This is a genomic window from Pyxidicoccus xibeiensis, from assembly GCF_024198175.1.
In the GTDB taxonomy this organism is placed as follows: domain Bacteria; phylum Myxococcota; class Myxococcia; order Myxococcales; family Myxococcaceae; genus Myxococcus; species Myxococcus xibeiensis.
On record NZ_JAJVKV010000007.1, the window covers coordinates 423,711 to 448,186 of the forward strand.

The window sequence follows — 24,476 nt, forward strand, 5'->3', positions numbered from 1 at the left end:
CTGTGGAGCAGGCAACGGGGCGTGTGGGCGGCGCCACGCCGCGGTGCACTATCAACATGCACCCCGGACTGAAGTCGGACAATATGCGCCCGGCGTGCTGGCCCCCGACTCCCTCGTCCTCGAAGGTCGCTTCCGGGTCCTCCGACCCCTGGGCTCGGGTGGGATGGGACAGGTGTACCTGGGTGAGCAGGTGTCCCTGGGGCGCAAGGTGGCCATCAAGGTCCTCCACCAGGACCTGCACGCCCAGGCCGGCATGGCCGAGCGCTTCAAGCGGGAGGCCCGCCTCCTGTCCGCCGTGGAGCACCCGGCGGTGGTGCACATCGTCGACTTCGGCGAGTCCGGGGACCACGCGTGCCTGGTGATGGAGTTCGTGGAGGGGGAGAGCCTCTACGACGTCCTCACCCCCGGCCCCATGCCGCCGGGCCGCGCGCTGCCGCTGCTCCAGCAGCTGGCGGAGGGCCTGGCCGCCATCCACGACAAGGGCATCATCCACCGGGACTTGAAGCCGGAGAACGTCTTCATCTCCCCTGGCGCGCGCGGGGAGCAGGCCCGGCTGCTGGACTTCGGCATCGCCCGGCTGGTGGAGCCGGACGCCAACAGCAGCGTCAGCCAGGTGGGCGTGGTGCTGGGGACGCCGGAGTACCTGTCCCCGGAGCAGGCCGTGGGCGCGAAGGTGGACACGCGCAGCGACCTCTATTCTTTCGGCGTGCTGATGTACCGCGTGCTGGCCGGGCGGCTGCCCTTCGATGGGCCCTCGCCGCGCCACTTCCTGGCGCAGCACGCCTCGCACGCGCCCCGTCCGTTGGACAGGGCCGCGCCCTCGCTGTCGCGGTACGTCGGCCTGCTGTCACTGGTGATGCGCCTGCTGGAGAAGGACCCGGCGAAGCGGCCGCAGAACGCGCACGAGCTGGCGGACGCGCTGGCCGCCGCGTACTCGGCCCTCTCCGCCTTCACGCCCGGCCTGGGCACGCCCGTCTACATGCCACAGGGAGGCGGGCCCTCCTCCGGCACCGCCATCTTCGCCGGAGGTGACACGGCGCCCTCGGCGGGCCCCAGCGGCACCGCTGTCTTCGCGGGGGGCGCCGCCGCGGCACCGCCTCCGGGCAGCGGCACCGCGGCGTTCGGTGTGGCCCAGGCGGGCTCCGCGTCCATGGCGCCCGTGGCGCAGCGCACGGGGACGGCGGCCTTCGGGACGCGGCCCTCGGGCAGCGTGGCCTCGGTGACGGGCGGCGCGTCGGTGGTGAAGCCGCAGAACCTGACGGTGATGCTCACCGACATCCAGGGCTTCACCGAGCGCACCAGCCGGCAGACGCACGAAGAGAACGCGCGGATGCTGGACACCCACGACAAGCTGCTGATGCCGCTGGTGAAGGAGTACGAGGGCCGGCTCATCCAGAAGCGGGGCGACGCGCTGCTGGTGGTGTTCCGCTCACCGACGGCGGGCGTGGCGTGTGGCATGGCCATGCAGGACCGGCTGTGGCGCTTCAACCAGACGGTGCCGCCGGAGGAGCAGCTGCACGTGCGGGTGTGCCTGCACGCGGGTGAGGTGCTCGTCACCCAGGACACGGTGCTGGGCGAGCCGATGGAGGTGGTGGAGTCGGTGGAGCACGTGGCCGCCGCGGGCGAGGTCACCTTCACCGAGGCGGTGAACCTGGCGCGCAACCGCGCCGAGGCGGGCGTCGAGCCGTGCGGCACCATCACCCTCCCCGGCCGCGACGAGCAGGTCCAGCTCTACCGCTGCCAGCGCGCGGCCGAGGGCCCGCCCTTCGGCGAGCGCTTCGCTCCTTCGGGTGGCATGGGCGCGCGGATGGAGCCGGTGCTGGCCCGGGTGAAGGGGGCGTTCTCCCCGCTCCGCACGCGCCTCGGAGCCCTGCATCTCGGGGCACGGCTGCGTGGGGCCTCGCTGCGAGTCGGCGAGCGGCTGCCGTCAGGACTCGCGACGCTGCGCACGAGCCGGCGCCATCAGCTCGCGCTCCTCGGCGGCGTGCTGGTGCTGCTGGCTGCTGGCGCGGCATGGGTGCTGCACTTCAACGACCCGGCCGTGCGCGCGCTCGCGTTGCTCGAGGAGGGCCGCAAGGACGAGGCCCAGGCGCGGCTGGAAGAGGTGCCGGAGGAGGAGCAGAAGGCCCCCGCCTGGAGGCGCGCGCGCGCGGCCGTGTACCACGCGAAGAACGCCCACAAGAGCGAGTACTTCCTGCTCTCCAAGCTGGACGAAGAGGGCCGCTCGCAGGTGGAGGACCGCGTCCTGGACGGGCTCGCGGAGGACTACGGCCGCGACGGCGGCAAGGCGATGGAGACCCTGCTCGGCGGGTTCCCCAAGGAGCGCGTCGTCGGGCACTTCGAGGACCTGGCCGAAGAGGACTACTCGCTGCGGCAGTGGGGCGCGCTGCGCTACCTGGAGCATGCCAGGGCCACGGCCGGCGTGGACCTGGTGGAGGCGTATGTCCGGGCCCTGGAGTCAGAGTCCTGTGACATCCGGGCGGTCGCGGCGGAACGGCTGGAAGCCCTGGGGGACGCGGATGCCATCCCCGCGCTCACTCGCGTCACCGAGACGCCCAGGGAGAAGGCGGTATTCGGCACCAAGGACTGCGGCCACGAGCGGGCCAACGCGGCCATCCAGCGCCTCAAGAAGAAGGGCGACTGAGCCTCGGCGCGGCGTGTCAGCCCAGCAGCGCGGCGATGGCCAGCAGCGCCAGGGCCACGAGGTCCGCCGCCGCCACCCTCTGGAGTTCCGGCGTCAGCCCGGGAGTCATCAGGTACAGCGCCAGGAAGCTCAGCTTGCTGATGGCGGCGAAGGCCAGGGCTGGAGGTCGCACGGAAGGAACGAAGGCGGCGGCACCCAGGCCCAGGCCGACACAGGCGAGCAGCACTGCCCGGTGGCGCATCAGCAGGGTCATGGAGCCACCGTCGACGCCGATACCATACAGGGCTACCGTCCGGTCCGGCAGCAGGGCGACGATGCCGGGGATGAGATTCACAGCGGCCACAGCCAGCAGAAGCAGTGTCGCGGCCAGCGCCTTGATGTCCATGTCGTAGCTCCCTCGAGCGTGGTGGAGCCCATGTCCTACGGCATCGCCGCACGCCCCCGCTTTCAAGAACCGGCTACGACGGCGCCGGTGGTCTTCCTGTCCGCGGTCCGCTCCGCCTATGTCGGCCCGTCGCTGCGCCTCGCGCCGCACCGGAACGCCGTGGCCTGTGTCGTGCTCAGCCTGGGCGAGCCGTTCACCCTCGCGGCCGGAGGCAGCCCACGAGAGGCCCGCTCCGCCCTCATCCCGCCCAACACGCTGCACCAGCTGACGGCCGGGAGTGGTGCCATCGCCTTTCTCTACCTCGACCCGCTGGACGTCGCCGTCGCGGGGGGCCCGGGGTGGCGCCAGCGCACCCGGAGCGGCGTGTCACTCGAGCATGCTGGCGCGGAGGAGGCCGTCGCCGCTCTGCTGCGCCTGAGGGCGGTGAAGCCGGCGGCGGCGGGACGGCAGGTCCTGGACACCCTCGGCGGCCTGGTGGAGCCGTCGGGGACACGCACGGACCGGCGAATCACCTCGGCGCTCCGGAAGCTGGAGCCGGTGGTGGAGGGACTGGACGCCGCGGAGTGCCGCCTCGACCGGGTGGCCGCCGGCCTGGAGCTGTCCGTGTCCCGGGCCCAGCACCTGATTCGGGAGGTGACGGGTGTCCCTTTCCGGCGCTACCGGACCTGGGTCCGCATGCGAGTCGCGGCCCGCACACTCGCCAGTGGCGGAACCCTGACCGAGGCCGCCCATGTCGCCGGCTTCTCCAGCGCAGCCCACTTCAGCACGGCCTTCCGCACGATGTTTGGCCTGCCTCCGTCCGCCCTCGTCTCGGCGGGGACCTGCTTCGTCGTGCTCCCCGCCTGACCTGGCCACACCTCAGTGGTAGTTGATGCAGGACGGCTCGCTCGGGTCGTTCGGGTCCGCCACCGTCACGGGCTCGTTGGGGACGATTTCCAGCTTGTCGAAGCTCGACTCGGTGCCCACGCAGACGCCGCGCGCCAGGTTGAAGCCGGGCTTCAGGTCGTCCACGTTGACGAACAGCTCCACCTCCCGGAGCGTCGCCATGAGCGCCCCCGTCAGCTCGGGTACGAAGAGGACCACGTGGTTGCGCGCCATGCCACGCAGGTCGTCCCAGTCGTCGGCCTCGTCCCCGTCGGGCACACCATTGCCGTTCACGTCCTCGTAGACGAGCAGGTAGGCGAACCCGATGAGCCCGGGCTCGAAGTCGTTGAGCACCTCGTCCGGCGGGTTGTCGACGACGCGCAGCTGGTAGTCGAACGGAGGGTTCAGGCTGGTCAGCTCCACGCTCTGGTACGTGGTGATGTCCCCTTCGCGCGCCCAGTTGTCCCAGGCCAGCGTGATGCGTGTCGCCCCATTCGCCTCGGTGGGCGCCAGCGACTTCACCTCGCCCTGCACCACGTAGCGGGGCTCTCCGGTGTAGTCGTCATCCTTGAGCGCCTCCCCGCACCCGAAGGTGCTCCCGAGCGCGAGCGACACGGCCAGCGACTGCACGAAACGCTTCAGCTTCATGACGGGACTCCATCCACGTGAGGCGCGCCCACCGCCGCGCGCCGGTTCCATGGAAGAGACCCGCGAGCCGCGAGTCATGGACACCCTCACCAGCGGATTCCCGTCCCCGCCGCGAGCACCGGCGTCACCGGCGTGCGCACCTCCTCGCGCCCCAGGGCCGAGGTGACGCGCACCCGCGAGGCCCGCAGCCCCACCTCGGCGCCCATGAAGAACCCGCGAGGCAGGTGCAGGTCCGCGCGCAGCAGCGTGTCCAGCTGCGGCACCACCTGCCAGACTCTCGGCGCCGTCCGCCCGAAGAAGCGCTGGTCCACGTACGCCGCGCCCACCCGGGCCCCACCCGACAGGGAGAGCAGCCCCACGTCGAACACCTTCCGAGCACCGGCGCGCATCGCCATGGACGTGAGCCGCCGCTCGAAGCGCTGCTGCGTGAAGCCCGTCTGCGCCACCTCCACCTGCGCCTCCAGCGTGAGCGCGGACGTGTCCATGGACACCTGCACCGCGCCCGCCGGAGCGAAGGGATAGCCCTCCACCACGCTCGACGCGCCACCGCCCCACCCGCTCAGCGCCCAGGTGCTCCGCCCGCCGCCGCCCTTGCGCACCAGCTGGTCCAGCTCCACCACGCGCCACGCCACGCCCGCCAGCTCCAGGGGTCTGCCCTCCTCCGCCACCACGCGGGCCTCGCGCAGCCGGTCCGGCAGCCGGTGCTGCACGAAGTACGTGCCGGGCACCAGCCGCGCCGTGCGCGCCTCGTCGGAGATGCCCGCCTCCAGCACCACCGGCCCATCCTTCCCGCCCTGCCGGAAGAAGTACTGCCCCGCCCCCTCCAGCCGCACCGCCGCCAGCCCCTGCGTGCGGCCCGGCCGCGTGAGCACCAGCTCCGAGCGCCCCTTCAGCTCGTACAGGTACGTGGGGTGCTGCACGCCGCCCACCGTGGCCACCGTGCTCGCCACCGTCCGGTCCGCCGCGTACTGGTACGCCTCCGCGAGACTCACGAGCCCGTCCGCGCTGGTGTCCGCCACGCCGCGCAGCGCGGCCACCAGGTGGTGCGTGAAGAACGAGCCCTGCAGCGCGTCCGACTCCTGCGCGCTCTCGCCCGCCGCGGACGAGGAGAGGATGGCGAAGCCCTCCGGCAGCCCGTGAGACTCCACGTCCGGGGGCAGCGCGAAGGGCGCCGTCAGCTTCGTGCCCTTCACGCGCGTGGCCTGCCCGGAGCGGCACGCATCCACCACCAGCAGCCGCGCCGCCGCGGACGAGCCGGACGTCAGGTTGCGCAGCTCCTCCCAGGGCAGCAGCGTGCCGCCCAGGTGCAGCGACTCCGCGTCCGCATGGCCCGAGTAGAAGACGAGCAGCACGCTGGAGCGGTCATGCGCCACCTCCTCGCGGATGCGCGCGTTCATCCGCGCCAGCGCGGTGCGCATCCGGTCCGCGCTCGGGTCCGTGAGCACGGCGACGTTCTCCTGCGGGAAGTCTCCCAGCGTGACGAGCACCTCGCGCAGCCGCTCCGCGTCACGTCCGGCGAAGTGCAGCCGGGGCTCGTCCGCGTTGCCCTTGTGCGCGCCCACCAGCAGCGCATACCGCGCCTGGCTCGCGCCCGAGACGAGCGGCAGCAGCGCCAGCCACAGCGCGACGACGCGGCTCACGGCGTGCCAGCCATGCCCCAGTCGTAGACGCGCACGCGGCAGACCTCCTCCGGCGGCACCCCGGGTGGAGGCTTCGCCGCACACGTCAGCAGCCGCATCCGCGTGCGGCCCTCCGGCGTGACGGTGATGCCCATGGGCAGCCACCCGCCCTGGGGCACCGCTCCCTCGAAGTACGGGGTCCATGTTCCTTCCTCGTCTCCCTGGAGGATGAGCCAGGCGGACGGCTCCGCGCCCTGCACGCGCAGGCGCAGCCGGTCTCCCGCCCGCAGCTCCGCCAGCTCCTCCGCGGGCATGCCGTTGACCACGAGCACCCCCTCGCGCGCAACCGCCACGTCCAGTGACGCGCTCCCCTTCCACCGCCCCCCGGGGACCACCCCCGCCTCCGGCGAACGGACGACGAGGAACACGCTCACCGCCAGCACCGGAAGGGCGAAGGCGGGTGCCCACCGCCACCACGCCGGACGCGCGGGACGTGCAGGCAGCGCCGCCGCGGCCGCGAGCAACGCCTCGGGGACCTGCTCGTAGGCGGCGGCGCGCGTCTGGGCATGCTCGGCCTCCACCCGCTGCTGGCAGTGCGCGCACGTCGTGAGGTGCGCCTCGGCGGACGCGCGCTCCTCCGGTGGCAGCAGCCCGAGCACCACCTGCGACACGCGCCACCCGGACAGGCACTCACCGGACGGCTTGGACCTGGGGAACGGCTCAGCCACCATGGCCTGCTTCCTTTCTCCGAACGTCTTGCAGCATGAGCTCGGCGTGCGCCCGGAACTTCTCCAGCCTCCGGCCCACGGTGCGGCGCGGGACGCCGAGCACCCCGGCAATCTCCTCGTGCTCCATGCCGTGGATGAAGTAGCAGGCGGCAATCTGCGCCAGCTCCGGGTCCGCCTCCGCCAGCACCTTGCGCAGCGCCAGCCCGTCCTCGGGTGAGCGCGCGCTCGCGGGCTCCTCGTGGGACAGGTGCGCCTCGTGCAGCCCCTGGCGGCGGCGCGCGTCGCGCAGCCGGTTGAGGGCCAGGTTGGTGCTGGTGCGGTAGAGGAACGCGGCGGTGTCCTGCTCCTCGCCGCTGCGCTCCCGGTGCTGCAGGTAGCGGATGAACGCCTCCTGCGCGACGTCCTCCGCGGCGGCGGGCTCGCCCAGGATGCGCAGGGCGCAGCCGCGCACCAGCGCCACGTGGCGCCGGTAGAGCGTGGAGATGTCGAGGGAAGAGGTGGGAGTCATGACGCCGCACCCTGGAGACACCCGGGCGCGAATCCGCGGACACCCGCTGGAAGAAAGCGCGGCGCCCGGGCCATGTGGGGCGGCGTGGGACAGCCTGCCCCGGGCCTGGACGCCGGACGTCGAAGCTCAGTCGTCGTGCTTCGCGTGGCCCTTCTTCTTGCCGCGGCCCCGTCCGTGCCCGTGGCCGTGGTCGTCGTCATCCCAGTCGTCGTCCCGGTCGTCGCGCCGGGCCTTCACCTTCTCGTCCACCTTGAGGAGGTTGCGCGTGTAGGCGTCGTAGTCCAGGTGCAGGTGGCCCTTCGCGTCGCGAGCGAAGGCGTGGAACTTCACCTTCCACACGTCGTTGCCGGTGCGGTGCGCCTCCTTCAGCCGGCACTCGTACCCGCGCGAGCGGCACTGGCCGAAGCCCAGGTCCACCGCCTCGTTGTAGGACATGGAGGACGGACGTGGGGGCGGAGGCGGAGGCGGCTGCGGCCGGGGCGCCGGGCGCGGCAGGGGGCGCGTGCGGACGACACAGCCCGGAGTGAGGAGCAGACCACCAAGGAGCAGCAGGGCGATTCGCATGCCGCCTATGACTCCCCGGAGCGCCGGATGTTCACAGCCACGCTGGGTATGAGCAGACCGCGCTGGAAGGTTACAGCCCCTCTGGCGAGGCGAACGCGGCGAACAGCTCTCCGGCGAGGTAGGCGCGGGAGCCCTTGGCGGCGGGGCGGATGAAGTCGTTGAGGACGGGCCCGCCCTGGCCGAGCTGGTGCTTCGTGGGCGCGGACAGGTTCAGCCGCGAGCGCGCCACGCCCTTGCCGCCGCGGTGGATGAAGGTGACGGTGCCCTCGGCGTCCACACCCTCCACGACGCCGATGTGGGTCATCCCGTCATTGCGCCGGCCGTCGCGGTTGCGGTCATACGTTTCGCGGAAGAACACGAGGTCGCCGGGGCGCGGGGCCTGGTGGTGGACGGTGCCCACCTCCAGGGCGCGCCGGAAGATGGCGGAGACGGCGTTCTCCCCCGAGAGGAAGCCATGGGCCACCAGGTCGATGCCCGCGGCGAGGTACGCCAGCCGCACGAAGCCCGAGCAGTCATTGGGCACGCCCTTGCCCAGCTTGCGAGCCCCGACGAGCTGCGCGGAGCGCGTGACGATGGAGCGCGCCAGCTCATTGGGAGAGAGCAGCTCGTCCCAGAAGCGCCCGGTGGTATTGGCCGGCCCCGTCACCATCGCGGCGGCCTGCAGGGCGGCGGCAATCACCCCGGCGGTGACCAGCCGCACCTTCTCCTCCTGAGCCTCGGCGCTCGAAGCCGTCACCGCGCCTGCCTGCTCCGACGGGGAGTGAGGCGCGGCACCGGCCTCAGGGCCCGCCACCGCCACCACCGGGGCTTCCATCCCCATGGGCGACTCCGCGGCGCGGGTCTTCACGGTGGCACAGCCGACGAGAGCGCACAGGGGGATGGCGGCGAACAGGCGAAGGCGGAGCAACAGCAACTCTCCCGAGAAAGGTTGGTGCCCATTCAATCTCACCTATCGGGTGTGTCGCCAAGAACTCGGTGTGTCAGCCCTCCCAGGTGGAGAGGAGGTCTCGCACCCGCGCGTACCTCTGGAGCAGGGTGGCGCGGTGGGCGCTGAGCATGACCATGGAGCCGATGACCAGCAGGCCCAGCATGAACAGCGACGCGGCGGCGATGCGGTGGTCCCTCATGCCGAAGCGCACCAGGTTGGCGGCGATGCACGTCACCAGGAACGCGGTGCCCAGGTACATATAGGAGCGGATGCGCAGGGCGATGCCGAAGCCCACGCCCACCACGCAGAGGAAGACGCACAGGAGCATCGCGCTCCCGTCGCTGAACATGAGCGGCTTCCACGCGCCCGCCACGTAGATGGCGGTGACGGCCACCGCGCGCAGCCGCGCGTACGTCACCTCGTCGATGGAGGCCCTGAACACGCGCAGCAGCGCCAGCAGCGAGAGGCCCGCGGGGATGACGTAGTACTGCGGCTCGCCGGTGCCGGTGCCCTGCCACACCAGGAGCAGGGCCGCGTTGAAGGCCACCACCGACGCCAGCGACGCCGCTCCTCGGCGCGCGGGGTGCGTGCCCAGCGCGGCGAAGTGCGCGGCATGGCCCACCAGCAGGGCGGCCACGTAGAGCGGCTCGCCCCACGGCGCGGAGAGCAGCCCGGCCAGCGGGAAGAGGAACGCGCCCACCAGCGCGGGCCGGCGGAAGACGTCCAGCCCCGAGCCCTCGCGCTGCACGAAGAAGTACAGGCCGGTGAAGAGGGCGCCACCCACCAGGGCCGCGAGGCTGTCCGCGGCACCCGGGCTCACGCCCATGCCCAGCAGCCGCACGGAGAGGTAGCCCAGCGCGAGCACGCCCTGCGCGAGGTAGGCGGACAGCTCGTCCTCCTCCACGGCGGCGCGGCGCACCAGGGCGAAGAGCAGCACCGCCAGCGAGACACTGGCGACCAGCGCCTCGCGCAGCGCATCCTCGGAAGCACCCAGCAGTGCCAGCCCCAGCAGCACCTCGGTGAGCGCGACGACGGTGAAGCCGTGCCCCACGCCCCGGCGCCACTTCGCCCCGGCCAGGAAGAGCGCCAGCGCGGCGAGCAGCGCGCTGGCCGCGCCGAAGAACGGCAGGATGAACTCCGAGCCCCGGCCGGACGAGTACACCGCGCCCAGGTGCATCAGCAGGCCGTGCACGGCGGCAAGCGACGCCAGCCAGCCCACCACCTCGCGCTCCCGGCGCCGCAGCACCACGGCCCACGCCGCGCCCAGGCCGAAGAGGATGCACAGCGGTGTGCCCGCGTGCTCCAGGTCCCTCAGGCCCGCCAGTGACAGCAGCGCCAGCACCCAGCCGCCGTGGTGCAGCGCCCCGCCCACGCGCACGCCCCGCGCGTCCAGCGCCGTGCCCACCAGACACAGCAGCAGTCCCGTCCCGCTGAGCACCGCCGGTGCCCACAGCGGGGGCACCGCGGCGACGAGCGACGCGCCCAGCAGCACGGTGGCCACGTTGGCCATCCACCGCTCTCGCGCCACCATGAGGACGCACGAGACGACGCCCGCGCCCACCGCCACCGGCAGCGTCAGCGAGCCCACGCCCGAGTCCACCAGCCGGCCCACCAGCAGCAGCGCCAGGGCGCCCGCGCCACCGACCCACAGCGGCTCGCTCCAGGTGCCACCCGGCTCCGGCAGCACGCGCGCGAAGGCCCCGGAGAGCGCGCGCTGCACGCGGCCGGACTGGCACGCGGCGGACAGCAGCGCGGCGCCGAGCGCCACGGCGATGACGGGCAGCCCCGCCTCGGGCCGCCACTCCAGGAAGTGCTTCCTGCCGACCAGATCCAGGCCCACCGGCGCCAGCGCCAGGGCCCACACGGCGGGCGTGAAGAGCCAGCGCTGGGACAGCAGGAACGCGGCGGCGCCCAGCACGGCGGCCAGCCCCACCAGGTTCATCGACGTGGGAGCATCCAGCGCGGGCAGCGCCGCGATGGCGAGCGCGGTGAGGACGGACGCGGGCCGGAAGTACGTGTCCTCGGGGCACCGGAAGAAGGCCCACAGCGCCGCGGGCCGGTGGTGCGCGACGAGGGCCAGGCCCAGCAAGAGGACGGTGACGACGGGCCGCGCCTCGGGCACGAAGAGCAGCAGCAGCGCGGAGCCGCAGACGCGCAGGAAGGGACGCGGCCCCGGCATCAGCGCCAGCGCGGCGGTGAGGAAGTACAGCGGCCGGGGCTCCACCCAGCCCACCATCAGCAGCAGCGGGGCCACCCCGGCGAGCCAGCCCTGCATCCACAGGGACAGCTGGTGACGGGGCTTCTCCTCCTGCGAGCGCAGCAGCAGCGACGCCACGGCCGGCACGTGCTCCACCGCGCGCACCAGGGCCAGGAGCACCAGCGGCAGCGCATCCACCCAGCCGGGCGGCCTGCCGCCCACGACGGCGATGCCCACGAAGGTGAAGGGCACCGCGAAGCCAGCGAAGAAGGGCTGGCGGTTGGCACGCGTCCACAGCAGCGGCAGCGTCAGGGTGCCCAGGGCCAGCAGCGGCAGGCTCGCGTCGTCCCATTCCACCACGGCGAGGCCCAGCACGACGATGGCGGCCACCGTGGCGACCAGGGCGAAGCGCTGCCCGCCCGCGCCGATGCGCAGCACGGCGGGCACTTCCTCCAGCACGGCCAGGACGCTCAGCACGGCGGCCAGGCCCAGGAGCGCCACCGGGTTGACGGTGGAGAGCGCGACAGCGGCATACAGCGCGGCCACGGCGACGCTGACGCCGGCCGGCAGCGCGCGCGCGGTGAGCAGGGCGGCGAACGACGCACCGAGCAGCGTCGCCACATGCAGCGACGCCCCGGCCTCCACCGCGCCGACCAGCGGAAAGACGAGCGCCACCAGGGCCGCGGTGGTGGTGCTGGCGCTGCGCCCCCAGCGCGCGGCGGTGAGCGAGGTGCCCAGCGACCAGAGGACGAACAGCGCCACCGACAGGCCCGGCGACATCCACCCGCCCCACGGCGAGTAGTACCGTCCCAGGTCGGGCAGCAGCGCGAGGGCGGCGATGACGACCGCGAGCGGCCGCACGAAGCGGAACGTGTGCGACGTCACCGCGACGGAAGCCGCGGCGGTGAGTATCACCAGGCCCAGCCCCGGCACCTCGGTCGCCATTCCCACGGGCAGCGCGAGCAGGGCGTAGAAGACGGCGGGCAGGCCGAGCATCCGGAGCAGCCCACCGCGCTCCCCCAGCAGCGCGAGTCCGAGCGCCACGAGGGCGAGGGTGGGCGCCACCGCGTCCGGCGTCAGGTGGCCGGTGAGCCGGGGCAGGGCCGCTGCCGCGAGGCCCGCGGCGAAGGCCATGACGACAGGGCTCTGGACGGCACAGGCCGCGACGAGCGCGGCGCCGCCACACAGCCACACGCCCGTCAAGGCCAGCGCCCCGCCGTCGAAGGCGCCCATGAGGAAGCCCGCGGAGGAAATCACCCCGACGACCGAGGCGAGCAGCCAGCGCGTGCGCGCGGTGACCAGCAGCGCCACGGTGGCGAGCGCCAGCCCGAACAGGCCGGACGCCACCGACGCGGCCGGCGCGCCCAGCACCGCCAGCGCCTGGAAGGGCACGAACAGCGCCAGCACCGCGCCGACGACGGTCAGGTAGTAGCGCTGCACCAGCAGGCCCGTCGCGAGGCACACCACGCTCAGGCCCAGCGCGCTCCACAGGGCCGGACGCACATCCGGGCCGGACATGCCGTAGAGAGCAAAGAGGGGGCTGGCCACGGCGGTGGCGCGCAGCAGCACCTCCGCGAAGGCGACGTCACGCGCATTGCCCGTGCGCTCACCGCGCCACAGCCGCGACACGGCGAGCACGACGCCGGCAATCACGAAGGGCAGCGCGGTCAGGGCGCCGTACTGCAAGGGCAGCTTGTCGGCGACGGGGTAGCCCAGCTGCGCCTTGAGCGCGTCGACGAGCCGGCGCAGGGGGCCGGGGATGAGCTGGCCGCTGGAGGTATAGGCGAAGTACGTGCTCGCATAGGCGCCGTACACCCAGGGCAGGCGGGCGATACCGCCGCGCGCCAGCGACACCAGCGTCCAGGTGAGGATGGCGGCGGTGACGAAGAAGGCGGGCGCCGGAGCCGTCGCCGCGACGATGAGGCACGTCGCCTGGATGGCGACCCCGCTAATCGCGAGCGTGTCGGCGGCGCGCTCGGGGTCCAGGGTGCGGAAGCGCAGCGAGGTGAAGAACAGGAAGGCCACGAGCGGCGCGTAGGTGCCCGGCGCGGCCTCGACGCCCGCATCCACGAGCGCCACGTGCAGGCGCACCGCGTAGACGACGAGGAGGAACAGCGGCGCGACCAGGGCGAAGAAGAGCGCGACTCCCTTGCGCGGCTCGGGCGTGGGCCGCGACGAGAGGATGAAGAAGAGGACGCAGGGCAGGACGTTGAGCCACAGCGCGAAGGACCCGAGCCGCGCGGCGAGCGGCGCCAGCCCCATCATCAGCGTGCTCGCGGCGAGGAAGGCCTGGACGAGCGGGCGGGACGAGACGTCGAAGCCCTCCGCCGGCTTGCGCACGAGGACGGCGGCGAGCCCGGCCCACACGAGCAGCAGCGGGATGAGCACCATGGAGCCCACGCCGCTGAACTGGATGCCCTCTCCCAGGTCGAGGGGCCCGAGCGCGATGCCCGCGAGCGGAGCAACGGCCGAGCCGATGAGGCCGAGGATGCGGCCCTGGTGGCGCAGCGCCTCGCGCCGGGCGAGGAACGCGCCCCAGACGGAGAAGCCCGCGGAGCAGCCGGCCGTCATCCCGAACACGGTGAGCGAGCGGGTGTTCGACGACATCCCGTCCCAGCTCTCGAAGACGAAGTACAGGGTGCCCGAGAGGATGAGGAAGGCACCGATGAACCACATGATGCTCTCGTAGAGGAACGGCCTCCACACGCGGTTCCACGTGGAGGTCTCCTCGACGAACCGGGCGGTGAGGGTGCGCGGCGTCGGAGGCTCTGCGTACGCCTCCGCGGGATTCTCGGGCAGCGGGAGAGCCGCCGCGGGGACATGAGCGTCGCCCGCATCGAAACCACCCTCGGAGGCGCGTGCGGAGAACGCCGCGTGCGCCGAATCACGCGCGGACTCCTGTCCGAAGGGCACCGACTCCGCCGAAGCACTCCCGCCCTCACGCCGGGCCGCCACCGACTCCGCCGAAGCGGTCTCTCCATCGCGCCGGGCCGCCACCGGCTCCGCCGCAGCCTGGGGCTCCGTCGCCTGAGCAAAGGCCGTGGACTCCGCCGCGACCGTCTCACCTTCACGCCGGGCAGCCGCCTCCACGCCCTCGCGCACCGTCGCCGAAGCCGGTCCCTCCACCTCACCGCGCGCGGCCACCGGCCCGGGGCCTGCGGCCTCCGCGCCACCGTGCTCCGTTACCGCAGCGGAAATCATCGCATCCGCGGCACCGTGCTTCGCCACCTCGGAGGAAACCGTCGCCTGCGCGGAAGCCATCGTCTCCGGCAGCGCCACCCCCACGGGCCCCAGTGCCACCGCGCCCTGCCCCAGCCCCACGTTCTCCGGGGCGGTCTCGGTGAGCACGGCGAGGAGGATGCGCGCCTGTCGCTCGTACCGCTGGGACAGGAACTGGCTGACGTTGCGCGGGACCTCGTTGCTGTCCCAGCGCTTCAGCTCGTCGAGAAGGAAGTGGACGTGCGCGAGCTCGGCCTCGACGACGGACCGGGCACGCGCGGACATCGCCGAGCCACAGAGCGCGCAGTGCTGGGCGGTTCCAAGCCGTTCCTGCCGGCATTCAGGGCAGTACATGGCTCCCCCTCGTTACAACGGACATGCCACCCAGGATGCCCTGGAACCGGGCCGGGAGGGAAACCCGCTCTCAGGGAGCGGAAGCCGTGGGGTGCGTCGTGCCGGTGTCACCTGTGCACCGGGGTGCACAGCCGGTGCGCAGTCCTGCACGCCACTGGCCCTAAACCCCGCGCTGTGGAAACGTTGCGGCCCCTATGAGCACGAGCACGGAAGAATGGGTCGTCCGTCCCATCACGCCCGGGGACGACGCGGCGGTTGCGGCGGTCATCCGCACGGTGATGCCGGAGTTCGGCATGGACGGCCCCGGCTTCGCCATGCAGGACCCCGAGGTGATGGCGATGAGCGCGGCCTACTCACGGCCCCGGCACGCCTACTTCGTCGTCGAGCGGGCAGGCAAGGTCGTTGGCGGCGCCGGAATCGCCCCCCTGGAGGGCGGAGAGCCCACCGTCTGCGAGCTGCGCAAGATGTACTTCCTCACCGAGGCGCGTGGCCAGGGCATGGGAGAGCGGATGCTGCGCCGCTGCCTGGACTTCGCACGCGAGGCGGGCTTCCAGCGCTGCTACCTGGAGACCACCGTGGGCATGAAGCAGGCCCAGAAGCTCTACCGCCGCCTGGGCTTCGAGCCGCTGTGCGCTCCCCTGGGTCGCACGGGCCACTTCGGCTGCGACACCTGGTACGCCAGAGACCTGGCGAAGCCGCTCGCCTGACCTGGGAGGTCTTCCCTCCGCCTTCCGACCCTCGCTCCCCTGCCCTCCCGGCAACCCCGGGAGCGGTCCCGGGCCTTGCCTCGTCCCCGTCCTCACCTTTCCTGGACGAGGAGGAGCACATGGCGAAGAAACAGGACAAGGGTCAGGGCCGGATGGACACGAGGAATGAGCCGGAGAGCCAGCCGCGCAGGGCGGACTCCGGTGACGTGTCGGGCCAGGGCCGCGAGCGCCGCGACGACACGGACGTGTTCCCCGCCAACCGCAACGCGGGCGACTTCGGCACGCACGGTGGCCCCAACAAGAATGGCGCGAAGAGCAGCTGAATGGCGGCGGCCCGGAAACCCAGGGCCTCCAGCCGGCGTGCCCCCGCGCGCGTGAGCGCGAGGACGGCCCGCGAGTCCCCGGCACCGGAGCAGCACCCGGAGCCGGGGACCGTGGCCGAGCCACCGCCCCGCCCGGACAAGGTCCCCTTCGACATCGACGAGGTGCTCGCCCGCGTGCGCGAGTCCGTGAAGCACTTCGCGGACGCGGCGATGTTCGCGCTGGCCGCGCACGGCCATGACTCGCTCTTCGAGCAGCTCGTGGCCTGCATCCTCTCCATCCGCACCCGGGACGAGGTGAGCCTGCCGGTGTCGCTCGCGCTGCTCGGCAAGGCCTCCACGCCGGAAGCCCTGGCGCGCATGACGCCCGCGGAAATCGACGAGGTCATCCGCCCCGTCACCTTCCACGAGGCCAAGGCGTACCAGCTCCACGCCATCGCCGAGCGGACCCGGGACGAGCTCGAAGGGAAGCTCCCGTGCGACGCGCAGGTACTCCAGTCCTTCAAGGGCGTGGGCCCCAAGTGCGCGCACCTGGCGCTCGGAATCGCCTGTGGCCACGAGGCCATCAGCGTGGACATCCACGTGCACCGGGTCACCAACCGGTGGGGCTACGTGCGGGCGCGCGCGCCGGAGCAGACGATGGAGGCCCTGGAGGTCACCCTCCCGCGCAACTACTGGGTGGAGCTCAACCGCCTCCTGGTGCCCTTTGGCAAGCACGTGTGCACGGGCACGCGGCCGAAGTGCTCCACGTGCCCGGTGCTCCAGCACTGCCGCCAGGTGGGCGTGACGGACGCGCGCTGAGGAGCAGGACCTCGTCTAGCGGTCCCTCCCCACCAGCTGCGTGGTGCGTCGCGCGAAGCGTCGCCACGGGTTGGTGCGGCCTCCGTTCTGCAGCGTGATTTCCTTCGAGTGACGCAGGTCCTTCGCCCAGCACCGCTCCAGCTTGCGAGCGAACTCCGCGTCATTCATCACGAGCGAGCCCTCCCCCAGCTTGTTGAGCGACAGCACGTCCAGGTTGGTGGAGCCCACCACGCTGAGCCAGTCATCCACGAGAATCGTCTTCGCGTGCATCATCGACGGTTGGTACTCGTAGATGCGCGCGCCCGCGGCCAGCAGTCGCTCGTAGGTGGAGCGCTGCGATGCGCGGATGATGGGCACGTCGTGGACGGGGCCCGGCCCCAGGATGCGAATCTCCACGCCCTGCCGGAGCTTCTCCTCGAGCTGCTCCAGAATCGCGTTGGGCGGGGTGAAGTACGCGTTGGCAATCCACAGCCGCTCGCGCGCGGCGGCGATGACCAGGCGCACCATGCGCTCGGCGTCGGTGACGCCCAGCTTGCCCGCGCTGTCCACGAAGCCCGCGGACGAGGGGCCCTGCGAGATTTCGTCGGGCTCCGGGAAGGCGCTCGGGGGCAGCAGGCCGCCGCCCGACTCCTGCCAGTGCCGGGAGAAGGACAGCTGCATGCGGCGCACCTCGGGGCCCTCCACGCGCACGTGCGTGTCCCGCCACTCCTCCGGCTTGAGCCCGTCCCCCTCCCACACCTTCCAGATGCCGAAGCCGCCCGTGTACGCGACGCGTCCGTCGACGACGACAATCTTGTTGTGCGTGCGCCCCAGCAGCCGGCCCACCACCTTGCCCGCCAGCAGCCGGTAGTAGTGCACCTCCACGCCCGCGTCGGTGAGGACCTTCTCCACCTTGAGGTCGAAGTCCTTGTTGCCGCGGACCTCCTCGCTGCCCACCGGGTCCACCACCACGCGGCACTGCACGCCCGCGCGGGCGCGCTCCACCAGCACCTCCACGATGCGGTCCGACAGCTCACACGGCCGCCAGATGTAGACGAGGATGTGGATGCTGTGCTGCGCGCCGCGCAGGTCCTCCAGCATCCGCTCGAAGACAGTGCTGTTCTCCAGCAGCTCCAGCTTGTGGCCCGGCATCAACCCCACGCCGGTGGACTGGTACAGCGCGAAGGAGAAGCCGGCGGGCCCGGGCGGCAGCATGAAGGGGCCCTGCATCTCGTGCCGTGCCCGCTCCCTGTCACTGTCGAGGAAGTGGGCGCCGGCCTGCGGCAACAGCTCCTCCAGGTCCTGAAGCTCGTCCATGGGGGCCAAGCTGGTGACGCTTCCCTGCTGCCGCCAGCGCGTGCCCTCCTGCCTGCCCCCCGACAGAGCGAGTTCTCCCATTGCCGCGCGCGGCCAGGCTGGCCAGACTGCGCCCGTCACCTTGCCTGCTGGAGAGCCCACCATGGTGGAAGTCACCCGTCCCACGGCGCACGAGCTGCTGTCGCTGCCCCGCCTCGCGCCCCTGGTGCCCATGCTGTACGTGGCCTGGACGGACGGAGAGCTCACCCACGAGGAGATTCGCGCCCTCGGCGCCGCCGCCCGGGCCCAGCCCTGGTTGGACCTGCGCTCCAACGTCGTCCTCGCGCGCTGGCTGGACCCGGTGCTGCCCCCCAGCGTGGGCGAGCTGACCCAGCTGCGTGACTACATCCGCCGCACCGCCGAGCAGCTGTCACACAGCGGACAGCAGAGCCTGGCGGAGCTGGGCTCGCAGCTCGCGCAGGTCGTCACCGGCAAGGACGGGCTGCCCGCGCCCATGCCCGAGCTGACGCGCGCGCTGGCCGAGCTGGAGGAGTCCCTGGGCATCTCCGGCCGCGAGGCCGTGCGCTCCCTGCTGCCCTCCGCGGCGCCCGCGCCGATGCGCCACGGCCCCACCGAGCCCACGTCCTTCGACCCGGAGGCGCTGCGCGCGGTGCTGGACCGCAAGTACCCGGACGCTCGCGCGAAGGTGCGCGCCTGGCTGTCGTCCGGGGACTTCCGCTACAGCGACACGCACGACACGGACCGCTACCGCGACCAGGTCTTCGCCTGGCTGAAGGCGCTGGCGGACCAGGGCCTGGGCCGCATCGCCTTTCCCCAGGGCAACGAGACGGGGGCGGACCTGGGCGCGTTCATCGCCGCCTTCGAGACGCTGGCCTTCTTCGACCTCAGCCTCGTGGTGAAGGCGGGCGTCCACTTCGGCCTGTTCGGCGCGAGCATCCTCTTCCTCGGCACGGAGAAGCACCACCGCGAGTACCTGCCCAGGGTCGCCTCGCTGGAGCTGCCCGGCTGCTTCGCGATGAGCGAGCTGGGCCACGGCTCCAACGTGCGCGACGTGGAGACGGTGGCGCGCTACGACGCCCAGACGGGCGAGTTCGTGGTGCACACGCCCTCGGACGGCGCGCGCAAGGAATGGATTGGCAACGCCGCTCGCCATGGGCGCCTCGCCACGGTGTTCGCCCAGCTGGAGGTGGGCGGCAAGGCGCTGGGCGTGCACGCGCTGCTGGTGCCGCTGCGGGACGCGCAGGGGCGCGTGCTGCCCGGCGTGCGCATCGAGGACTGCGGCGTGAAGATGGGGCTGAACGGCGTGGACAACGGCCGGCTCTGGTTCGACCACGTGCGGGTGCCCCGGGAGAACCTGCTGGACCGGTTCGGCCAGGTGACCGCGCAGGGCGAGTACACCAGCTCCATCCCCGGTGACTCCAAGCGCTTCTTCACCATGCTGGGCACGCTGGTGGCGGGCCGGGTGAGCGTGGCGTGCGCGGCGCTGAGCGCGGTGAAGAGCGGGCTGACGATTGCCGTGCGCTACGGGGAGATGCGGCGCCAGTTCGGCCCCGTGGGCGCGCAGGAGGTGCGGCTGCTGGACCACCAGACGCACCAGCTCCGGCTGCTCAAGCCGCTGGCGAAGACGTACGCGCTCGACTTCGCGCTGGAGTACCTGGTGGAGCGGTACGTGGGGCGCACGGAGGAGGACGCGCGCGAGGTGGAGGCGCTGGCGGCGGGCCTCAAGGCGTACGCCACGTGGCACACCACGGCGACGCTGCAGGAGACGCGCGAGGCGTGCGGCGGCCAGGGCTACCTGGAGGCCAACCGGATTCCGGCGCTGAAGGCGGACACGGACGTGTTCACCACCTTCGAGGGCGACAACACGGTGCTGATGCAGCTGGTGGCCAAGGGGCTCCTGACGGGCTACCGGCAGCGCTTCGAGGACGACCGCGTCTTCGCGGTGCTGAAGCTGCTGGCGGACCGGGCGACGGGGGTGGTGGACAGGAACCCCTTCTCCACGCGGCGCACGGGCAGCGAGCACCTGCGCGACGGAGAGTTCCAGCTCCGGGTGCTGCGCTACCGGGAGGAGGACCTGATGGCCTCGGTGTCGCGGCGGCTGCGCAAGCGGCTGGGCGCGGGCGTGGAGGCCTTCGAGGCCTTCAACCAGTGCCAGGAGCACCTGCTCGCGCTGGCGCACGCGCACGTGGAGGCGCTGGTGCTGGAGCAGTTCCTCAAGGGCGTGGCGGCGGTGAAGGACCCGGGGCTGAAGACGGTGCTGGGGCGGCTGTGCGACCTGTATGGCCTGTCCTGCCTCGACTCGGCGAGCGGCTGGTTCCTGGAGCACGGGCTCCTGGAGGGCTCCAAGGCGCGGGCCATCCGCAAGGAGGTGGAGCGGCTGTGCGCGGAGGTCCGCCCGGACGCGGTGGCGCTGGTGGACGCGTTTGGGATTCCGGACAACTGCCTCGCCGCCCCCATCGGACTGGGCCGGCTGGCGCCATGAGGTGAACGGTTGCGGGCCGGGGGCGCTGACGGGCCCCGGTGCCCCGGGCAGACTCCGCCGGCCATGAAACGACACGTGACGATGTTGCTGTGCGCCCTCGGGGCGCTGTCCGCCTGCGCCACCGTGTCTCCCGCGGAGCGCAGCGCGGCCCTGGAGGAGCAGAACAAGCAGCGGGCCCGGATGCTCACCGAGGAGCTCTACAACCTGCGCAAGCTGGACCGCATCCCCGAGTATGTCGCCGCCGACTTCGTGGACCACTCGCCAGGCGCGCCCCAGGGCGTGTTGGGGCCGGCCATCCTGCGCCAGCAGGCCGAAGCCAGCTTCCAGCAGTTCCCCGACCTCCGGTTCGACATCCTCCACCTCGTCGCGGACGGAGACCTCGTGGTGGTCCACTGGAAGGCCACCGGCTCCGACCCGAAGAACCTGGACGAGGCCGGCAAGCCCAGGCCCCTCACGCTGGACGGCCAGTCCCTCTACCGCATGCGCGACGGGAAGTTGGTGGAGGCCTGGGATGTCTCGGACCGGCTCTCACCGCTCCTGCAGCGCGGCTACAAGGTCGTTCCCCCCAAACCCTGACACAGGAGACTCCGCACCATGCCCCACCGCAGCAGGCTGGCCGGCTTCATCATCGATTGTGAGACGGGCGAGCACGACGCCGCCGCGAAGTTCTGGAGTGACGCCCTGGGCATGCCGCTCGGCGAGAAGCTCGTCGAGGGAGAGGCCCGCTACACGGGGCTCGAGAACGCCCGGGGCGGGCTGGACGTGGCGGTGCAACAGGTGAAGCACCCCTCGCGCGTGCACCTGGACATCGAGGCGGATGACCAGGACGCCGAGGCCGCGCGCCTGGAGAAGCTGGGCGCGAAGCGCATCGGCTGGGTGAGGCGCTGGTGGGTCATGGAGGCGCCCACCGGCCACCGCTTCTGCATCGTGAAGATGAAGCACCCCGAGCAGGGCACTCCACCGAACGAGTGGCCCTGAAGCCCTCGCTCACTGCACGCCGGGCGCGCGGAACACCTCTCCGTCGCGCCCTTCCACCACCAGGCTGGCGCCGTCGGCCGGCGTCACGCGCAGCGCCGCGCGCGTCTGCCCGCGCCGGTCCACCAGCACCAGGCCGGGCGAGCCATGCTCGTCCGCGCCCAGAATCGCGCGGGGCCGCCCATCCGCGTCCGCCAGCTCCAGCCGCGACGAGCCATCCACCTGGAGCCCCACGGCGAACACGTCCACGCCGCCGGGCTTGGACAGCGTCAGCCGCGGCGCCTCGTCCGAGTACACGGTGAGCTCGGCCAGCGACTCGCCGCCCGCGGTGGAGAAGCGCAGCCGGGGTGAGCCGTCCTCGCCCACGCCCAGCAGCGCGCGCGGCTGGCCGGCGCCGTCGCTCAGCACCAGCCCCGCGTTGCCGCTCGCGTCGGTGCCCAGGGTGGCGCGCGCCTGGCCCTGTGCGTCGGTGAGCACCAGCCGGGAGGCCACCAGCACTCCCGAAGGCGCCACCGGCTCTCGCAGCGCCGCCACCCCCAGCCCCAGTCCCGAGAGCGCGAGCGCCCCGAACGTCAGTCCCTGCCACAGCCGGCAGCGGCGCTCCAGCCGCTCCAGCCGCATGTCGAGCGAGTCCATCCCCGAGCCGCCTCCTGCCCGGCCCCCGCGGGCCCGGACGGACAAAAGCTACCGGAAGACGCCCCCGTCCGCCCGCCCATCTGTCCGGCAGTGACACTCACGCCCACACGGCCCGTGGCCGCCGTGACGCTGCTGCCCTAAGTGGGAGTGCTGGCTCCGGGCCCGGCCCTCCCGGACGCTCCACCCTCTCAGGAGGTCTCATGGCCCCACGACTCCGGGTGCTGTCCCTGCTGCTGCTCTCGCTGACCACGTGTGTGCGCAACCCCGCCACGGGTGAGCGCATGCTGTCCCTCGTGTCCAAGGACGAGGAAATCGCCCTCGGCCGGCAGGGCGCACAGGACGTGCGTCAGTCCATCGGCCTGCTCGACGACGCGAAGGTGCAGGAGTACGTGGCCCGGGTGGGCCTGCCCATGGCGAAGCGCTCGGAGCGGCAGGACATCCCGTGGAGCGTGCAGGCGGTGGACGACCCGGTGGTGAACGCCTTCGCGCTGCCGGGCGGCCCCGTCTTCGTCACCCGCGGGCTGCTCACCCACCTCAACTCGGAGGCGGAGCTGGCGTCGGTGCTGGGCCACGAAATCGCGCACATCACCGCGCGGCACTCCGTGGAGCAGCTCTCCAAGGCCCAGCTCGCCCAGGTGGGCCTGGTGGTGGGCAGCGTCATCAGCGAGGACGTCGCGAAGTATGGCGGGCTGGCCGCCGCGGGCCTCCAGCTCCTCTTCCTCAAGTACGGCCGCGACGACGAGCGCCAGTCGGACGAGCTGGGCTTCCGCTACATGCTGGAGTCCGGCTACGACGTGCGCGACGCCGCCAACGTCTTCGAGACGCTGGGCCGCGTCGGTGAGGCCGCCGGCGGTGGCGGCCTGCCCTCGTGGCTGTCCACGCACCCCAACCCGGAGGACCGCGTCCAGGCCGCGCGCCAGCGCGCCGAGCAGGCCGGGGTGGACGTCAGCAAGCTGAAGCAGGGGCGCGACGAGTACCTCGCCATGCTCCAGGGCATGGCCTACGGCGAGGACCCGCGGCAGGGCTTCTTCCAGGGCAGCGTCTTCCTCCACCCGGGCCTGCGCTTCCAGCTCACCTTCCCGCAGGGGTGGAAGACGGCGAACCAGACGCAGGCGGTGCTCGGCGTCAGCCCTCGCGAGGACGCCATCGTCGGCCTGGCACCGGCGGGAAAGCTGGCGCCGCAGGAGGCGCTCCGGACGTTCCTCTCGCAGCAGGGAATCCAGCCGCTGGACGCGGCGCCCGCGGGCTACCCGCCGGGCACGGCGTACTTCCAGGCGCAGACCCAGCAGGGCGTCATCCGCGGCGTCACCACCTTCCTCACGCACGCGGGCACCACGTTCCAGCTGCTGGGCTACACCCCGGCGGAGGGGCTCGCCACCTACGACGACGCCTTCCGCTCCACCTTCAGCAGCTTCCGCGAGCTGACCGACGCGGCCGCGCTGGCCGTGCAGCCCGCGCGCCTCGAGCTGGTGAAGCTGGACACGGCCATGACGGTGCAGCAGTTCAACGAGCGCCACCCCTCCACCATCCCCGTGGAGGAACTGGCCCTCATCAACGGCGTTCGGCCCGGGGACACCCTGCCCGCGGGCCGCACGGTGAAGCGAGTCACGGGTGGGGTGAAGCTGAAGCCCTCACCGTGAGACACGCCCCGGCGCGGAGGCCGGAGCGCCAGCGTGAAGCGACGGCTCAGTCCTCGTAGCCGTCGTCGCTGTCCTCCTCGCCGTGGTCGATGTCCTCGACGTCCACGTCGACATCGGTGCTGCGGTTGATGGGCCGGCCGCTGCCGAACAGGAAGCCCAGCTTGAACTGCACGAAGCCGCCGCCGAAGCCGGCGAGCGCCTCGGAGTCCGAGTTGGAGCTGTTCACCTCACCCAGCACCGGCACGGACACGCCCACCTCGGGCATCAGCCGGAAGCTCTGGCTGACGCGCAGCGCGTAGCCCACCGAGGCGCCGACGCTCACGATGTTGACGGCGGCGTTGTCATCGCTGTCGCCAGCGGAGATGCGCGTGGCGCTGACGCGGGGCCCCAGCACCAGCTCCGAGCCGCCACGCGTCTTGAAGCCCACCAGCAGCGGCACCGCCACATTCACATAGCCGACCGAGTCCGAGTCGTCCGTGCCCAGGAAGACACCCGAAACGGAGGGCGCCAGCGAGATGGCCTTGCCCGGGTCCCTCGAGTCGGTCAGCAGGAACTTGCTCTGCAGCTCCACCAGCGACGAGCCGAAGCGGACACCCAGGTCCACGCTGTCCGCCACGCCGAAGCGCGCCGCCAGGTCGACGTGGGGGTAGTAGAGGCCGCCCGAGCCCGTGTCATCCGAGATGACGGCCGCGCCGCCGATGCCCGGCTCGATGGCGAACTGGAACTTGCCCGCTCCGAGCGTGTCCGCCGTCTGCACATGACTCACAGAGGCACAGCCCGTTCCAAGCACCATCAACAGCGCGGCTCCCCCGACGACTCGACGCATCATGTCTTTCCCCTCGCACCACGAAAACGCTCCGTCATGGAACGTCATGGCCCTCCCAGACGTCGCACGAAATCAAACATTCACGCCAGATGCAGAAAGTCATTCCCGCTGGAGGTCTGGAGAGACCCGCACGCG

General features: G+C 72.2%; 20 protein-coding genes. 9 read left to right on the forward strand and 11 right to left on the reverse strand.

Annotated features, from left to right (window positions below):
* The first annotated feature begins 94 nt into the window (after positions 1-94).
* Entirely contained in the window at positions 95-2,644 is a 2,550-nt protein-coding gene (locus tag LXT23_RS30995; protein WP_323379104.1) for a protein kinase domain-containing protein, read from the forward strand.
* Positions 2,645-2,660: 16 nt separating this feature from the next.
* Here LXT23_RS30995 and LXT23_RS31000 read toward each other — a convergent pair whose 3' ends face one another.
* The gene (locus tag LXT23_RS31000; protein WP_253983955.1) at positions 2,661-3,029 is read right to left on the reverse strand and encodes a phosphopantetheine adenylyltransferase; all 369 of its coding nucleotides are present in this window, start codon (positions 3,027-3,029) and stop codon (positions 2,661-2,663) included.
* Positions 3,030-3,059: 30 nt separating this feature from the next.
* On the opposite strand from LXT23_RS31000, the gene LXT23_RS31005 reads away from it, so the two are divergent.
* A complete protein-coding gene (locus LXT23_RS31005; RefSeq protein ID WP_253983956.1) occupies positions 3,060-3,875 on the forward strand; it encodes a helix-turn-helix transcriptional regulator in 816 nt (271 codons plus the stop codon).
* A gap of 12 nt (positions 3,876-3,887) precedes the next feature.
* Here the strand turns inward: LXT23_RS31005 and LXT23_RS31010 are convergent, their stop codons facing one another.
* From LXT23_RS31010 to LXT23_RS31040, 7 genes are all read right to left on the reverse strand, one after another.
* The gene (locus LXT23_RS31010; RefSeq protein ID WP_253983957.1) at positions 3,888-4,541 is read right to left on the reverse strand and encodes a hypothetical protein; all 654 of its coding nucleotides are present in this window, start codon (positions 4,539-4,541) and stop codon (positions 3,888-3,890) included.
* Between the two features lie 86 nt (positions 4,542-4,627).
* A complete protein-coding gene (locus LXT23_RS31015) occupies positions 4,628-6,181 on the reverse strand; it encodes a caspase family protein (RefSeq protein ID WP_253983958.1) in 1,554 nt (517 codons plus the stop codon).
* Positions 6,178-6,891 (reverse strand): anti-sigma factor family protein, encoded by a 714-nt coding sequence (locus LXT23_RS31020; protein ID WP_253983959.1) that lies wholly within the window; start codon positions 6,889-6,891, stop codon positions 6,178-6,180. The genes LXT23_RS31015 and LXT23_RS31020 overlap by 4 nt, the downstream gene beginning before the upstream one ends.
* A complete protein-coding gene (locus LXT23_RS31025) occupies positions 6,881-7,396 on the reverse strand; it encodes an RNA polymerase sigma factor (RefSeq protein ID WP_253983960.1) in 516 nt (171 codons plus the stop codon). The genes LXT23_RS31020 and LXT23_RS31025 overlap by 11 nt, the downstream gene beginning before the upstream one ends.
* Positions 7,397-7,522: 126 nt before the next feature.
* Entirely contained in the window at positions 7,523-7,960 is a 438-nt protein-coding gene (locus LXT23_RS31030; RefSeq protein WP_253983961.1) for a hypothetical protein, read from the reverse strand.
* Between the two features lie 70 nt (positions 7,961-8,030).
* On the reverse strand, positions 8,031-8,870 hold the full coding sequence (locus tag LXT23_RS31035) for an NlpC/P60 family protein (RefSeq protein ID WP_253984024.1): 840 nt from the start codon (positions 8,868-8,870) through the stop codon (positions 8,031-8,033).
* A 70-nt stretch (positions 8,871-8,940) separates the two neighbouring features.
* Positions 8,941-14,589 carry a hypothetical protein gene (locus LXT23_RS31040; protein ID WP_253983962.1) on the reverse strand — a complete coding sequence of 1,883 codons (5,649 nt, stop codon included), beginning with the start codon at positions 14,587-14,589 and terminating at the stop codon, positions 8,941-8,943.
* Positions 14,590-14,852: 263 nt separating this feature from the next.
* On the opposite strand from LXT23_RS31040, the gene LXT23_RS31045 reads away from it, so the two are divergent.
* The 3 genes from LXT23_RS31045 (at position 14,853) to LXT23_RS31055 (ending at position 16,486) form a co-directional block, all read left to right on the forward strand.
* Positions 14,853-15,365: a GNAT family N-acetyltransferase gene (locus LXT23_RS31045; protein WP_253983963.1), complete on the forward strand. Its 513-nt coding sequence runs from the start codon at positions 14,853-14,855 to the stop codon at positions 15,363-15,365.
* 119 nt (positions 15,366-15,484) lie between these two features.
* Positions 15,485-15,688 carry a hypothetical protein gene (locus LXT23_RS31050; RefSeq protein ID WP_253983964.1) on the forward strand — a complete coding sequence of 68 codons (204 nt, stop codon included), beginning with the start codon at positions 15,485-15,487 and terminating at the stop codon, positions 15,686-15,688.
* On the forward strand, positions 15,689-16,486 hold the full coding sequence (locus LXT23_RS31055) for an endonuclease III domain-containing protein (RefSeq protein WP_253983965.1): 798 nt from the start codon (positions 15,689-15,691) through the stop codon (positions 16,484-16,486).
* Between the two features lie 15 nt (positions 16,487-16,501).
* Here LXT23_RS31055 and LXT23_RS31060 read toward each other — a convergent pair whose 3' ends face one another.
* A complete protein-coding gene (locus tag LXT23_RS31060; protein WP_253983966.1) occupies positions 16,502-17,782 on the reverse strand; it encodes a phospholipase D-like domain-containing protein in 1,281 nt (426 codons plus the stop codon).
* Between the two features lie 142 nt (positions 17,783-17,924).
* On the opposite strand from LXT23_RS31060, the gene LXT23_RS31065 reads away from it, so the two are divergent.
* The 3 genes from LXT23_RS31065 (at position 17,925) to LXT23_RS31075 (ending at position 21,242) form a co-directional block, all read left to right on the forward strand.
* Positions 17,925-20,264, forward strand: coding sequence for an acyl-CoA dehydrogenase family protein (locus LXT23_RS31065; protein WP_253983967.1), 2,340 nt, complete (start codon positions 17,925-17,927; stop codon positions 20,262-20,264).
* Between the two features lie 63 nt (positions 20,265-20,327).
* Positions 20,328-20,840 carry an ester cyclase gene (locus tag LXT23_RS31070; protein ID WP_253983968.1) on the forward strand — a complete coding sequence of 171 codons (513 nt, stop codon included), beginning with the start codon at positions 20,328-20,330 and terminating at the stop codon, positions 20,838-20,840.
* A gap of 18 nt (positions 20,841-20,858) precedes the next feature.
* Complete coding sequence (locus tag LXT23_RS31075; RefSeq protein WP_253983969.1) at positions 20,859-21,242, forward strand: VOC family protein; 384 nt, start codon at positions 20,859-20,861, stop codon at positions 21,240-21,242.
* Between the two features lie 9 nt (positions 21,243-21,251).
* Here the strand turns inward: LXT23_RS31075 and LXT23_RS31080 are convergent, their stop codons facing one another.
* Positions 21,252-21,875, reverse strand: a complete 624-nt coding sequence (locus LXT23_RS31080) for a hypothetical protein (protein WP_253983970.1) — start codon at positions 21,873-21,875, stop codon at positions 21,252-21,254.
* 200 nt (positions 21,876-22,075) lie between these two features.
* On the opposite strand from LXT23_RS31080, the gene LXT23_RS31085 reads away from it, so the two are divergent.
* Positions 22,076-23,515 carry a M48 family metalloprotease gene (locus LXT23_RS31085; protein ID WP_253983971.1) on the forward strand — a complete coding sequence of 480 codons (1,440 nt, stop codon included), beginning with the start codon at positions 22,076-22,078 and terminating at the stop codon, positions 23,513-23,515.
* Positions 23,516-23,561: 46 nt separating this feature from the next.
* On the opposite strand, the gene LXT23_RS31090 is transcribed toward LXT23_RS31085, so the two are convergent.
* Complete coding sequence (locus LXT23_RS31090; RefSeq protein WP_253983972.1) at positions 23,562-24,344, reverse strand: hypothetical protein; 783 nt, start codon at positions 24,342-24,344, stop codon at positions 23,562-23,564.
* Positions 24,345-24,476: the final 132 nt, after the last annotated feature.